We start from the raw sequence: 14,341 nt of genomic DNA, 5'->3' as shown, positions 1-14,341 counted from the left end.
GGCGCAGCAACGAAAGTGTCACGAACTCGTTGACATCGTTGTCAACGCGGTTACAGACTCCGCCCAATCGCCGGCTCCATCGTTGCCCTTCCCGGGGCCGGCCCCACCTGCAGCAGGAGCCCGCGTGACCGCCAGCCATCCCGCCCCGGCCCATGTCCTGTCCCGCGTCGCGCCCTCGTTCCTGGCTGCCGACGTTGGCGGCACCCATGTGCGTGTCGCCCGGGTCCAGGCCAGCGGCGACGATGCCCATCCGGTGCAGGTGCTCGATTACCGCAAGTACCGCAACGCCGACCACGCCGGGCTCAGCGCGATCCTCGCCGACTTCCTGGCCGAAGGCCCGCGCCCGTCGCATTGCGTGGTCGCCACCGCCGGCTACGCCCGCGAAGACGGCACGGTGATCACCGCCAACGTGCCGTGGCCGTTGTCGGCGCGGCAGATCGAGGCCGACGTCGGCCTGCAGCGGGTGCACATCGTCAATGACTTCGAAGCGGTGGCCTACGCAGCCGCGCAGGTCAATGCCAGCGGCGTGCTGCACCTGTGCGGCCCGGAAACGGCGCCGCGCGGCCCGACCCTGGTGGTCGGCCCCGGCACGGGCCTGGGCGCAGCGCTGTGGATTCCCACCGCCAACGGCCCGGTGGTGCTGGCCACCGAGGCCGGGCAGCCGACCCTGGCCGCCAGCACCGAGCTGGAAATGGCGATCGTCCGCCACATGCAGCGCGACCGCGCGCACGTGTCGATCGAACATGCCCTTTCCGGCCCCGGCCTGATGAACCTGTACCGCGCGATCTGCGCGCTGCAGGGGCAGGCACCGGCGCTGGCCAGCCCCGATGCGGTCACCGCTGCGGCGATGTCCGGCACCGATCCGCTGGCACGGCAGGCGCTGGATGTGTTCTGCGGCCTGCTCGGCAGCACCATCGGCGACATGGCCCTGTTCTACGGCGCCCACGGCGGGGTGTACCTGGCCGGCGGGATCCTGCCGCAGATCCGCGAGTACCTGCGCACCAGCACCTTCGTCGAACGCTACCTGCAGAAGGGGCCGATGGGCGAGGCGCTGGCACGCATCCCGGTGAAGGTGGTCGAGCACGGACAGCTGGGCGTGATCGGCGCTGCCAGCTGGTACCTGCTCCACGCCGACGCCTGAACCTGCAATCGGCTTCAACGCAATCGCAGCACGCAGTACGTGGCACGCCAATGCCGGGACATCGCCGCCGCCCCGCGCACGTCATCGCAACCGCAATCCCATATCGCCGCCGGCATCCAATCGAGTGATGAGGAGAGACATCATGAATACCCGCAAGACCTTGCTTTCGGCCGCCATCGTCAGCTGCATCGCCTTCAGTGCGCACGCGCAGCAGGCCGCCCCGACCGCCACCGATCTGGACACCGTCACCGTTACCGGTATCCGCGGTTCGATGGAGAAGTCGCTGGACACCAAGCGCGAAGCCAACGCGCGCGTGGAAGTGGTCACCGCCGAAGACGTGGGCAAGCTGCCGGCGCACAACGTCGCCGACACCCTGCAGCGCCTGCCGGGCGTCAACATCAGCTCGTCCAGCGCCGATGAGGGCGGCTTCGACGAAGCCGACCGTGTCAGCCTGCGCGGCACCAGCCCCAGCCTCACCCAGACCCTGATCAACGGCCACACCGTCGGTTCGGCCGACTGGTTCGTGCTCAGCCAGGGCAACAACGTCGGTCGCAGCGTCAGCTACTCGCTGCTGCCGTCGGAACTGGTCAGCTCGGTGGAAGTGAACAAGTCCTCGCAGGCCAAGCTGCAGGACGGTGGCACCACCGGTACCGTCAACATCATCACCCGCAAGCCGCTGGAGTTCTCCAAGCAGTTCACCGCTGAAGGTTCGATCGGCATGGTGCGTTCGGACCAGGCCAAGTCGAACGACCCGCAGTACTCGGCATTGTTCAACTACAAGAACGAAGAAAACACCTTCGGCGTGATGGTGCAGGGCTTCAGCCAGAAGCGCGAACTGCGCCGTGAAGCGCAGGAAATTCCGGGTGGCTTCTTCAAGATCGGCGCCGACGACCCGGTGGCCCTGACCAATCCGGACCTGATCGGCGTCAATGTTCCCGGCCTGCTGGGCTCGACCCTGTTCGAGCAGACCCGTGAGCGCAAGGGCGGCCTGGTCTCGCTGCAGTTCAAGCCGACCGATACCCTCACCCTGGGCCTGAATGGTTTCAGCTCCGAGCTGAAGGCGAACAACTACAACCGCAACTTCATGATGTTCGGCAACAGCTTCGCCAAGTCGCAGGCGCCGAACCCGGGCTATGTGGTCAAGGATGGCGTGCTGACCAACGCCACCTACGCAGGCGTGCCGGGCACCAACTACGCGGTGTACGACATGATCTACCGCGAGTCGAAGGCCAAGTCGAGCTACGTCACCTTCGACGCCGACTGGCAGATCAGCGACAGCCTGACCGCCAAGTTCCAGGCCGGCAGCACCAAGGGCACCGGTGAGACCCCGCGCCAGTACATCGCCGAGGTCACCCTGGCCGGCGGCGGTGGCGCCAGCTGGGCTACGCACGGCAGCGGCTCGCCCATCGACTGGAACGTCGGCGGCGACCTCTCGCCCAACGGCGTGACCAGCTTCGGCACCTGGGGCAACCAGCAGGTCACCGCCGAAGACAAGGAGAAGTGGGCCACGCTCGACTTCAACCAGTACTTCAACGACGGCGGCGTGCTGAGCTCCATCGACTTCGGCCTGCGCTTCGCCGACCACAAGCGCGAAGCGCTGTCGCCGGAAGGTGCAACGCCGGGTGACATCTGGAGTGCGCTGAAGAACGGCGCCACCTCCAACTATCCGAGCGGTTTCGCCGGCGATATCGGCGGCACCTTCCCGCGCAACATCTGGTACTTCACCCCGGGTGCGCTGAAGGATGCGGTGACCAACAACTCCACCTGGCTGGCGGGCAACGACGGTCCGACCGGTCGCCACAATTACGGCGCCGAGTGGCAGGTGAAGGAAAAGAACTTCGCCGGCTACGTGCAGGCCAACTTCCGCGGTGACTGGTGGAGCGGCAACCTGGGCCTGCGCTACGTCAACATCAAGCAGGACATCGATACCTACAACGCCGTCAGCAATGCTGCCGATGCGGATGTCAGCAGCCTGTTCGGCATGTGGGAACGCATGGCCTTCCAGAACAAGCGCAACCGCGTACTGCCCAGCGCCAACATCAAGTTCGACCTGGACGACAACCTCGTGCTGCGCGTGGCCGCGTCGCAGACCCAGACCCTGCCGGACTACTCGGCACTGGGCGCGTCCTCGTACGGTTCCGACCTGAACCGGACCGGCGGCGGCGGCAACCCGAATCTCAAGCCGACCCTGTCCACCAACCTGGATGCCAACCTGGAGTGGTACTTCATGCCGCGTGGCCTGCTGTCGGTCGGCGCCTACCACATGGACCTGAAGGACTACATTGCCTTCGACGTCGTCTCGCGCCAGCTGTACAGCGAACTGACCAACCAGCTTGAGACCTACCAGATCTCCACCCCGATCAATGCCGACGGCAAGGTCACCGGCGTGGAAGTGGCCTACGAGCAGCCGATCGGCGAATACTTCGGCGTCAACGCCAACTACACCTACGCCAACGGCACGACCGCGCACACCTGGTCCGATGGTTCGCACAACCTGCTGGGCACCTCGAAGAACACCTACAACGTGGGCGCCTACTTCGAGAACGAGCGCTTCGGTGCACGGGTCAGCTACACCCACCGTTCCTCGTTCCTGATCAGCCTGTCGGGCACCAACCCGTACTACCAGGATGACTTCGGCACGCTGTCGGCGTCGCTGAGCTTCAAGGCCACCGACTGGCTGAGCATCAGCCTGGATGGCCTGAACCTCAACAACCCGACCTACAAGTACTACCAGACCGCTGCCATTCCGACCTCGTTCTACAGCAACGGTCGCCAGTACTACCTGAACTTCCGCTTCAAGTACTGATCCAGCGGCAGCCTCATCGCCGAGTCGTGCACGCACGCCGGGCCTGGGTCATTCCGGGCCCGGCGTTTTTCATGTATAGCGAACATCGCACCCGATCCAAGGAGTCCTTCCGATGACGAAGCCCACCCGCGCCAGGATGCGCAGCCTTCTGTTGCTGGGCAGCCTGCTGGCCGCCCTGCCTGTGCTGCCGGCACTGGCCGCCGATGCCCCGGCACTCGATACCGGCCCTGGCCCGCAGCTGCGCGCCGGCAGCCTGATGCTGATTCCCGCACCGGCCAACGTGCAGCGCGGCAACGGCGCGGGCATCACCGTGGGCGCCGCTACCGTGCTGCATGCCGATGGCGAAGCCGCACAGCGCGTGGCCGCACAGTTCGCCGACCTGCTGGCGCGCAGTGGTGGGCCGCGACTGGCCGTGGCCAACGGCAAGGCCGCCGGCGAGGGCAACAGCATCCGCTTCCAGATCGTGCCGACCTTCCGCGACAGCGGCGAGGGCTACACGCTGGAAAGCACCGCACAGGGCGTGCTGGTGCAGGCCGGCAACGAGACCGGCCTGTTCTACGGCGCCACCACCCTGGCCCAGCTCGCCACCGGCGGCAGCAACGGCGTGCTGCCGGCCGTGCAGATCCAGGATGCGCCGCGCTTCAGCTGGCGTGGCTTCATGCTCGACTCGGCGCGGCACTTCCAGAGCCTGGACGAGATCAAGCGCGTGCTCGATGCGATGGCCGCGCACAAGCTCAACACCTTCCATTGGCACCTGACCGACGACCAGGGCTGGCGCATGGAGATCAAGCGCTACCCGAAGCTGACCGAAGTCGGCAGCTGCCGCCTTCCGGCCGGTGATGGCGGCATCGATCCGGTCAGTGGCAAGGAGCATCCGTACTGCGGCTTCTACACGCAGGACCAGATCCGCGAAGTGATCGCCTACGCCGCCAAGCTGCATATCCAGGTCATTCCGGAGATCGATGTACCCGGCCACGCCACCGCTGCCATCGCCGCCTATCCGGAACTGGGTACGATCGACACGCCATTGAAGCCGTTGAGCGAATGGGGCGTGTTCCCGAACCTGTTCAACGTCGAGGACGGCACCGTCACCTTCCTGGAAAACGTGCTGGAAGAAGTGATCCAGCTGTTCCCGGCCAGGTATGTGCATGTGGGTGGCGACGAGGCGGTGAAGGACCAGTGGGAGGCCTCAAAAAAGGTGCAGCAGCGCATGCGCGCGCTCGGCATCAAGGATGAGATGGCCATGCAGAGCCACATCATCAAGCGCCTGGAGACCTTCCTGGAACAACACGACCGCCGCCTGATCGGCTGGGACGAAATCCTTGAGGGCGGCCTGCCGCCGCAGGCCACGGTAATGTCATGGCGCGGCACCGAAGGCGGCCTTGCTGCGGCCAGCGCCGGCCACGATGTGGTGATGTCGCCGGTCAGCCACCTGTACCTGGATTACCTGCAGACGGCCTCGCCGAACGAGCCGCCGGGCCGACCGACGCAGGTGAACCTGGCCAAGCTCTACAACTACGAACCGGTGCCGGCCGAACTGGCCGCCGACAAGCGCGGGCACATTCTCGGCCTGCAGGCGAACATGTTCACCGAGCACACGCGCACTTACGCACGCCTGCAGCACAACCTGTTCCCGCGCCTGGCCGCCGTGGCCGAGACCGGCTGGAGCACGCCGGAGCATCGCGATTACCGCGACTTCCTGGCCCGCCTGCCCTCGCAGCTGCAGCGCTACCGTGCCTGGGGCCTGGCCTACGCGCAGACGCCGTTCGAAGTAGGCGTGGCCTACACCGATGACCGCGCGGCGAACGCGGTGACCGTGTCGCTGGCCAATCCACTGGGCTATGAAGTGCGCTACAGCAGCGACGGCAAGCCGGTGACCGCGCAATCGCCGCTGTACCGGCAGCCACTGACGTCCACGCTGCCGGCGACGGTGCAGGCTGCCGCCTTCTACCAGGGCCAGCCGCTGGCCGCGAAGCCGACGGTGGCGGCGTACACCGCGCAGTCGCTGCTGTCGCGTCACAGCGAAGCACTGCGCAGCTGCGTCGGCGAGAAGGGCCTGGTCCTGCGCCTGGAAGATGATGGTCCGCGCGAAGGTGCGCGAGCGGTGTTCACCGTCGACATCTTCCAGCCGTGCTGGCGTTGGCCGCAGGCACAGCTGGATGGCATCGGCAGCGTGGAAGTGCGCGCAGGCCGCATTCCGTACTACTTCCAGCTGGCCCACGACGAGCCGAAGCGTCGCTTCGAAAAGGCCCGGAGCGCGCACGGCGAAATGCTGATCCGTCGCGGTGACTGCACCGGCAAGGTCCTGGCGCAGGTGCCGCTGCCGGCGCAGACCGATGCCGACGGCTTCGTGACCCTGCGTGCGGCATTGCCGAAGGGCACCTCGGGTACGGGTGATCTGTGCATCAACTTCACCGGCGACACGCGCCCGGCGATGTGGGTGCTGGATGAGGTGACGCTGGGGAAATAGCGGCGGATCTTCTTGTAGCGGGTTCCATCCACGCATGGCGTGGCTCTACTGTAGCGCCAGGCCATGCCTGGCTGCCTTTGGTAGACGCCAACCCTGGTTGGCGCCGGCGGTTTCATCCACGCATGGCGTGGATCTACTGTAGCGCCAGGCCATGCCTGGCTGCCTTGGTGGACGCCAACCCTGGTTGGCGCCGGCGAGATCCATCCACGCATGGCGTGGATCTACTGGGCATCTACGCGCCTCTGAAAGTTTCAGCCACACGCGGTGTGGACCCAGAGTAGAGCCAGGCCATGCCTGGCTGCCTTACCCCCGCCAGCGCAGCAGCATGTCGCGCAGCGGGGTCAACGCGATAGCCATCCCCGCCAACACGCCAACGGTGTTGGCCACCGCATCCATCGGATCAGCCATGCGGTTGCTGGTCAACGCGCCCTGCGCGAACTCGATGCCGACGCCCATCAGCACCAGGCCGGCACCCACCCACAGCAGTGGACGGCCACGCCGGAACAGCTGCACCGCGCTTCCGGCCAGGATGAAATAGGCCAGGAAATGCTCGCCCTTGTCGCTGTTTTCCGGCAGCGGGATCGGCGGCGGCGGAATCAGGCAGACCACGATCACCGTCAGCACCGCCAACACCCACAACGCGGTCCACAGTCGCGGCCGCCGCAGCGGCTTGATCACCGGCAACGCTGCACTCACAGGCGCCAGCTCAGGTCGCCCAGTTCGAAGGCCGGTTCGAAATCGACGTCGCGCTGCAGGCCAATGGCCTGGAAGCGCTCGCCCATCTCCGTTGGCAGGGTCAGTTTCTTCACCTGGTCGCGCAGCTGGATGCGGCCCACTTCATCGGTCCGCTCCTCGGCCAGGGTCAGTACCTGGTCCAGGCCGTTGCCGAGCAGGAAACTGGCCTGGCTGCAGTACCCGGCCAGTTCGAAACCGCCGTGCAGGCCGGCCTCGGCCATGGCGGTGAAATCGACCGATGCGGTGATGTCCTGCAGGCCCGGCCAACGATGGATCTCGTTGTGCACGTGGTGGCGGTAGAACGCGCGCACGGTGCCGTCATCGCGTTCTTCCTGGTAGAACTCGCCCCGGTTGTAGCCGTAGTCCACGAACAGCATCGCGCCGCGCCGCAGGCCGCCGGCCACCGCCTGCAGCCAGTACGGCAGCTGCGGCAGCACTTCGGAACGGTAGCCGTCGGCAAAGGGCTTCTGCAGATAGCGTTCGAGATGGCGCACCGCGCCGTTGAGCAGGAGGTCGGCCGGCTGCGCGCCCCGGATGAAGTTGCCCTGCGCGTCCAGTTCGACGGTTTCCTCGTACACCTCGCCGTCCTTGATGAGGAAGCGCGGTGTCGGCAGCGCATCGATCACCTCGTTGGCGAACACCACGCCGTCCCAGTCGTCCTCGAACGGACGATCAAGCCATTCCACCCGGCTGGCCAGTTCGGGCGGCAGGTTCTGCTGCAGGCGCTCCTGCTGGCGCTGGCGCAGGTCCGCACTGGGTTCGAGGATCGCGTAACGGGCCGGCAGCGCCTCCAGCTCGGCCAGGCGCAGCAGCACCGCCTCGGCGAAGGCCCCGGTGCCGCCGCCCAGTTCCAGCATCCGTGCATGCACATCCAGCTGGCCGAACACCGGCGCCAGTGCATTGGCCACACTGCCGGCGAACAGGCTGCCAAGCTCGGGTGCGGTGGTGAAATCGCCGCTGCCGCCGAATTTGCTGGCGCCGGCGCTGTAATAGCCCCAGCCCGGCGCGTACAGGCACAGCTCCATGAAGCGGGAGAACGGCATCGCCCCACCCTGTGCGAGGATCTCGGCACGCAGGGCGGCGGCCAGTTGATCGCTGTGGGCCAGGGCATCGGCTTCGGGCAGGGGGAAGGTAGGCTGCATGGCGTCTTCGAATACGGTGACAATGGTGCACAGGATAGCCGAGCCTTGGAGGACCCTCGATGAGTGACACCGCCCCCGTGGCCCTGATCACCGGCAGCGCACGCCGGATCGGCGCGGCCATCGCCCGCCAGTTCCACGCCTGTGGCTGGTCGGTGGTGCTGCACGCCCATACCTCCAGCGCCGAACTGCAGCAGGCCGCCTTCAACCTGGACAACGAGCGCCCCGGCAGCGTGCTGGCGTTGCAGGCCGACCTGCGCGACGCCGATGCCCTGGCCGATCTGGTCGAGCAGGCGGTCACCCACTTCGGCCGCCTGGATGCGCTGGTCAACAACGCCTCCAACTTCTTCCCCACCCCGCTCGGCCAGGTCACCGCCGAGGCGATGGACGAGCTGTACGCGGTCAACGCGCGCGCGCCGCTGCTGCTGGCCCAGGCCGCCGCGCCTTACCTGCGCCGCCAGCACGGCTGCATCGTCAACCTGACCGATCTGCACGGCACCGACCCGATGCGCGACCACGTCGCCTACACGATGGCCAAGGCCGCGCTGGAAATGGCGACCCGCTCGCTGGCGCTGGAACTGGCGCCGAAGGTGCGGGTGAACGCGGTGGCACCCGGTGCGATCCTGTGGCCGGAACAGGGCAAGGACGATTTCGCCCGCGAGGCGCTGCTGGCGCGCACGCCGCTGGCGCGGATCGGCACCGTCGAGGAAATCGCCGAAGCGGTGTACTGGCTGGCGGCCGAGGCCAGCTTCGTCACTGGTCACACCCTGCGCGTGGATGGTGGGCGTACGGTCAGCTGAAATGTTGCCGGCCAGCGGCCGGCACCACCGGTAGCGCCGGGCCATGCCCGGCGAGCGCAGCGGCAACAACCACCCGTCATTCCAGGTCCACGACCTCGAACGCTTCACCAAACTGCTTGTGCGCGCGCCACAACGTGGCCAGGTCCAGGCCGCTGACCGGATCGACGAAGTCCGGGGCGATGTCAGCCAGCGGCTTCAGCACGAAGGCATGCTTCAGTTCCGGGCGCGGAATGCGCAGATGGCCGGGGCCCTCCACCACCAGGTCGCCATAGAACACCACATCGACGTCCAGGGTCCGGTCGGAGAAGCGCGGGCCGCTGCGGTCACGACCATGCGCATCTTCCAGCGCATGCAGCCAGTCATCCAGTTCCTGCAGCGGCAGGTCGGTCTCGAGGGCAACGCCGTTGTTGAGGAAGGCCGGGCCGTCGAAACCGACGGCAGCGGTGCGGTAGGCGGCAGATACCTGCAGCGCGCCAAAGCGCTCGCGCAGGGCCGCCACCGCAGCGTGGAGGTAGCGGCGGGGATGGACGTTGCTGCCCAGGCTCAGGAGCACGGTGGTCATGCGGTTCCGGTGACGGCAATCAGGTGGAGCGCGGGCATGCCATCGTCACAACGGCCTGCCTACAATCCGGGACGCATATGATAGGGCACCGACATGACCTATTGCGTTGGAATCGAGGTGGACGAGGGCCTGGTCTTCGCCGCCGACACCCGCACCAATGCCGCGCTGGACGATGTCCGCGTGCACCGCAAACTGCACGTGTTCGAATATCCCGGCCAGGCCGCCTACGTGGTGATGGCCGCCGGCAACCTGGCCACGACCCAGTTGCTGGTGTCGCGGCTGAAGCGCGATGCCGAGGAGCGGCGCACGCCGAACCTGCGCGACATGGCCCATCTGTTCGAGGCTGCGGCCTACGTCGGCTCCCTGCTGGTGGACAGCCAGGTACAGAGCCAGCACACCGAGCATGGCCACGACGGGGTGAACACCCAGGCGACGCTGATCTTCGGTGGACAGATTGCCGGTGAACAGCCCGGCCTGTACATGGTCTATCCGCTGGGCAACGCCATTGCCGCCTCGCCGGAGACGCCCTACCTGCAGATCGGTGAATCCAAGTACGGCAAGCCGATCCTGGATCGCATCCTGACCCCATCCACGCGCCTGGAAGATGCCGCGCGCACGGCGATCGTCTCGCTGGATTCGACCATCCGTTCCAACCTGTCGGTGGGCCTGCCGGTGGACCTGGCGCTGCTGCGCGCCGGCGAACTGCGGATCAACCAGCAGCTGCGGCTGGGCGCCGATTCACCGCTGTACGCCGACATCCACCAGAACTGGTCGCGGCGGCTGGAACAGGCGGTGGAAAGCCTGCCGCGGTTCCCGTGGGAACCGCAGGACCGGTAGGGCCGGCCGCTGGTTGGCAACTGCGTGTGGTCAGATCATTGCGGATGCCGGCCAGCGGCCGGCACTATCCCTGTTTCAGCCCAGCGCGTCGGCCACCGCGCGGAAGACCTGCTGCATCTGCAGCGGCTTGCGCAGCAGGTGCACCTCGATGCCAGCGGGGAACACATCTTCGGGCATCTCCCCGGCAGCGTCTTCCAGCACCAGCGCCGGGCCGCGGTAGCCGAGCGTGGCCATTTCGCCCAGCAACTGGCTGGCCGACAACAGCTTGGAGCCGGCATCGGCAATCACCAGCGCCGGCATCGCCTCCTGCTGCATCCAGCGCAGCGCGGCCGGGCCATCGGAGGCCAACTGCAGCTGATAGCCCTGGCTGGACAGCGCATTGCCCAACAGCGACAGGCGGGTGGCTTCCCCATCGACCACCAGGATCGACTGGCCACTGCCCAGTGCCACGAGCTGTTCAATCGGTTCGCCGCCCTCGGCGCTGGCATGCATCGGCAAGCGCAGCTCGAAGCAGGTGCCCCGCCCCAGCTGGCTGTCGACGTGGATGCTACCACCGGCACCTTCGACGATGCGCTTGCAGGAAATCAGGCCCAGCCCGGTGCCATCGGCCTTGGTGGTGAAGAACGGGTTGAACAGGTGCGACAACGTGTCCGCATCCATGCCGGTACCTTCATCGACCACCGCGATGCGCAGCCAGTCCTCGCCATCGCGCTGGCCACCATGGCTGGCGGTCAGGCTCAGGTTGCCCCCCTGGGGCATCGCCTGGATCGCATTGAGCGCCAGGTTCAACAGCACCTGCTGCAGCTCGGTGTAGTTGGCATCAACCACCAGCCCCTCATCCTCGACCACCAGGTCCAGGCGGACGCCATCGGGCACGTTGCTGCGCAACAGCAGCGCCACGGCCTGGAACAGGTCATCGATGTGGATGCGTTCGCTGGCCTTGCGCGAGCCGCGCACGAACGACAGCATCGATTCGGCCATCTCATGACCACGACGGCCGCACTCGGCGATCACGTCGGCCAGGTGGTGCAGCTGCGGATCTTTGGTACGCGCCTTCAGCAGGTCCGGCATGATCAGCAGCGGCTGCAGGATGTTGCGCAGATCGTGGCTGAGCCCAGCGGCAAGCAACGACAGGCTCTCCAGCCGTTGCGCGCGCATCAGCTCGGTTTCCACCCGCGAGCGCTCGATGGCGCTGCGTGCCTCGCGCACCGCGCGCGCCACGGCCGACGGCAGGCGCGCCGGCTGGTGCTTGATGATGTAGTCGTTGGCGCCCTTCTGCAGGGCCGCCACCGCATTCTCCTCGCCCATGGTGCCGGAGACGAAGATGAAGGGTACCTCCGGCAACGCTTCGCGCACGATGCGCAGCGCGTCGTCGCCGGAGAAACCGGGCATGCTCAGGTCGGACAGGACAATGTCCGGCTGGAAGCGCGCCAGCGCATGGCGCAGGTCGTCCGCGCTCTCGACACGCTCGAAGGTGGCCTCAAGGCCTGCATCGAGCATCTGTTCGGACATCAGCTCGGCATCCTCCGGGGAATCTTCCACCAGCAGGATGCGCAATGCGCCGAGCGCGGGACCGGTCAGGGGCATGGGCCTACTCGATCTCCGGAGCCTGGTTGATCAGTGCCCAGAACTTGCCCAGGGTCTGCACCGCGCCGAAGAACTGGTCCACGTCCACCGGCTTGACCACGTACGCGTTCACGCCCATGTCCCAGCTGCGGGCCAGGTCGCTCTCCTCGCGCGAGGAGGACAGGATCACCACCGGCAACCGCTTCAACTCATCGTGTTCACGGATCTGCCGCAGCACTTCCAGGCCATCCATGCGCGGCATCTTGATGTCCAGCAGCAGCACCGCCGGCAGGCCCTCTTCGCGGCTGGCGAAGGCGCCACGGCGCAGCAGGTAATCCATCACTTCCACGCCGTCTTCGACGTGCACGATGGGATTGGCCAGGCGCGCTTCCTGCAGCGCATCGATCGCCATTTCGGCGTCGGCCGGGCTGTCTTCGGCCAGGAGGATGGTGCGCAGCGTCGTCATGCGATGGGGCCCTGTTTGTCCGCGTCGAGCACGGGGGGAAGATAGAAGTGGAAGGTGGCGCCGGCATCCGGTGCGGCTTCGGCCCAGATGCGGCCGCCATGGCGGGTCAGCACCCTGCGAACACTGGCCAGGCCGATACCGGTGCCGGGATAGTCGCTGGCCTTGTGCAGGCGCTGGAATACACCGAACAGCTTGCCGGCGTAGGCCATGTCAAAGCCTGCACCATTGTCGCTGACCGTGAACTGATGACCGCCATCGGGCTGCTGCTGGTAGTCCACACGGACCTTGGCCGGCTCGCGGTTGGCTGAATACTTCACCGCGTTGCCCAGCAGGTTCAGCCAGACCTGGCGCAGCATGTTTTCGTCGCCCACCACAATCGGCAGCGGCGCGATGCTCCACTCCACCTGATGGGCGTGGCCACTGCTCTCGGCTTCGCTCTGCACGTTCGCGTCGAGCATCGCGCGCGTATCGGCCACCAGCGACTGCATGTCCACGGTCTGCTGGCGCATCGCCACACGGCCCAGGCGCGAATAGACCAGCAGGTCGTCGATCAACGTGGCCATGCGCCGCGCTGAACCGGAGATCACCCCCAGGTAGTGCTGGCTCTTCTCGTCGGCAGCCTCGCCCAGATGGCGCGACAGCTTGTCCGAGAACCCGGCGACATGGCGCAGCGGCGCGCGCAGATCGTGCGACACCGAGTAGCTGAACGCTTCCAGTTCGCGGTTAACCTCCGAGACCTGGGCAACCTTGCCCTCCAGCTGCCGGTTCAGTTCTTCAACACGTGTCTGCACCGCACGCTGCACGGTCACATCGCTGACGGTCAGCAGCACCACTTCATCGTCGGTGTCAGGCAGCGGCATGCGCCGTGCGTTGAGCAGCATGTAACGGGACATGCCGTCAACGGTGCGTTGTTCGTGTTCGAAATCCCACAGTTCGCGGCCGCGCAGCAACACGTCGGCCAGACGCTGGCGCACCACCGGGTCACGCCATGCACCGTCGCCTACGTCTTCCAGCAGCAGGCCATCGGCGCGCTCATCCTGCAGCCCGTACAACTCGGAGAACGCGGGATTGTGCAGCTGCACGCGCAGCTCGCGATCCAGCAGCACGATCGGTTCGCGCACGGTCTGCAGCACCGATGCCGCGCGTGCGGCCGCGCGCTGCGACTGCCGCTCTGCCTGCAGGCGGCGGCCGATCTGGCGTTGCAGCAGCCACAGCACCAGGCCGAGCAGCGCCAGCTGCACCAGCAGCGAGCTCCACGATACGAAGTTGGTCTGCCGCTTCTGTCGCTCCGCCTGCGCGGCGCGCTGGGCCAGCAGCGCTTCCTCACTGGCCTGCAGCTCTTCCACCAGGCCGCGGATCGGGTAGCGCGTACTCAGGTCCTGCACCAGCTCGCGCTGGTCGCTGTTCGGCTCGGACTTCGCCAGTTCACGCGCTACCCCCAGCCGGCCTTCCAGCATCGACTGGATGCGGCCGATGCGGATCAGCTGGTCGGGATTGTCGCGGGTCATCCGGCCCAGTTCGGCCAGACGTTCGGGAATGTCGTTGGCCTTGGCCATGCGCTCGCGCAGGCCCGGCGCATCCACGCCCTTGGACAGCGTCAACGCCGCCGACTCGATGTCGCGCACGTCGGTCTGCAGCTGCTGCAGGGCCACGGTCACCTGCTGGGTATGGGTCACCCAGCCCATGGCCAGTTCGTTGTCCTGCTGCAGTTTGCGCAGGGTCAACCACGGGACCACGATGATGGCTGCCGCTGCCAGTGCCAAAGCAGGCAGTCGCCAGCGATCCCAGATGTCATCACTGAAAACCAGCGCCATAGTTC

Annotated in this window: 11 protein-coding genes; 5 read left to right on the top strand and 6 right to left on the bottom strand. The window is 66.7% G+C overall.

Annotation, left to right across the window (positions count from 1 at the left end; genetic code table 11):
- The first annotated feature begins 124 nt into the window (after positions 1 to 124).
- The 3 genes from K5K93_RS15760 (at position 125) to K5K93_RS15750 (ending at position 6,417) form a co-directional block, all read left to right on the top strand.
- Entirely contained in the window at positions 125 to 1,141 is a 1,017-nt protein-coding gene (locus tag K5K93_RS15760) for a glucokinase family protein (RefSeq protein ID WP_222388369.1), read from the top strand.
- Positions 1,142 to 1,283: 142 nt separating this feature from the next.
- Entirely contained in the window at positions 1,284 to 3,947 is a 2,664-nt protein-coding gene (locus K5K93_RS15755; RefSeq protein WP_222388368.1) for a TonB-dependent receptor, read from the top strand.
- 112 nt (positions 3,948 to 4,059) lie between these two features.
- Positions 4,060 to 6,417 carry a family 20 glycosylhydrolase gene (locus K5K93_RS15750; protein ID WP_222388367.1) on the top strand — a complete coding sequence of 786 codons (2,358 nt, stop codon included), beginning with the start codon at positions 4,060 to 4,062 and terminating at the stop codon, positions 6,415 to 6,417.
- 303 nt (positions 6,418 to 6,720) lie between these two features.
- On the opposite strand, the gene K5K93_RS15745 is transcribed toward K5K93_RS15750, so the two are convergent.
- Positions 6,721 to 7,113, bottom strand: coding sequence for a hypothetical protein (locus K5K93_RS15745; RefSeq protein ID WP_093818016.1), 393 nt, complete (start codon positions 7,111 to 7,113; stop codon positions 6,721 to 6,723).
- Positions 7,110 to 8,294, bottom strand: coding sequence for an SAM-dependent methyltransferase (locus tag K5K93_RS15740; protein WP_222388366.1), 1,185 nt, complete (start codon positions 8,292 to 8,294; stop codon positions 7,110 to 7,112). Before K5K93_RS15740 ends, K5K93_RS15745 begins: the two co-directional genes overlap by 4 nt.
- Before the next feature lie 59 nt (positions 8,295 to 8,353).
- On the opposite strand from K5K93_RS15740, the gene K5K93_RS15735 reads away from it, so the two are divergent.
- Entirely contained in the window at positions 8,354 to 9,091 is a 738-nt protein-coding gene (locus K5K93_RS15735; protein WP_088100951.1) for a pteridine reductase, read from the top strand.
- Between the two features lie 76 nt (positions 9,092 to 9,167).
- Here K5K93_RS15735 and folK read toward each other — a convergent pair whose 3' ends face one another.
- The gene (folK, locus tag K5K93_RS15730) at positions 9,168 to 9,653 is read right to left on the bottom strand and encodes a 2-amino-4-hydroxy-6-hydroxymethyldihydropteridine diphosphokinase (protein ID WP_025878692.1); all 486 of its coding nucleotides are present in this window, start codon (positions 9,651 to 9,653) and stop codon (positions 9,168 to 9,170) included.
- Between the two features lie 93 nt (positions 9,654 to 9,746).
- Between folK and K5K93_RS15725 the strand changes: the two genes are divergently transcribed.
- Positions 9,747 to 10,490: a 20S proteasome subunit A/B gene (locus K5K93_RS15725; RefSeq protein WP_222388365.1), complete on the top strand. Its 744-nt coding sequence runs from the start codon at positions 9,747 to 9,749 to the stop codon at positions 10,488 to 10,490.
- Positions 10,491 to 10,565: 75 nt separating this feature from the next.
- Here K5K93_RS15725 and K5K93_RS15720 read toward each other — a convergent pair whose 3' ends face one another.
- The 3 genes from K5K93_RS15720 to K5K93_RS15710 are packed head-to-tail and all read right to left on the bottom strand — an operon-like array spanning position 10,566 to position 14,336.
- Positions 10,566 to 12,077, bottom strand: coding sequence for a hybrid sensor histidine kinase/response regulator (locus K5K93_RS15720; RefSeq protein WP_222388364.1), 1,512 nt, complete (start codon positions 12,075 to 12,077; stop codon positions 10,566 to 10,568).
- Positions 12,078 to 12,081: 4 nt separating this feature from the next.
- A complete protein-coding gene (locus K5K93_RS15715) occupies positions 12,082 to 12,522 on the bottom strand; it encodes a response regulator (protein ID WP_025878695.1) in 441 nt (146 codons plus the stop codon).
- A complete protein-coding gene (locus tag K5K93_RS15710) occupies positions 12,519 to 14,336 on the bottom strand; it encodes an ATP-binding protein (RefSeq protein WP_093818020.1) in 1,818 nt (605 codons plus the stop codon). Before K5K93_RS15710 ends, K5K93_RS15715 begins: the two co-directional genes overlap by 4 nt.
- Positions 14,337 to 14,341: the final 5 nt, after the last annotated feature.

The organism is Stenotrophomonas sp. DR822 (assembly GCF_019793815.1).
GTDB classification, from domain to species: Bacteria; Pseudomonadota; Gammaproteobacteria; order Xanthomonadales; family Xanthomonadaceae; genus Stenotrophomonas; species Stenotrophomonas indicatrix.
This window is presented reverse-complemented; position numbering and strand designations above follow the sequence as displayed.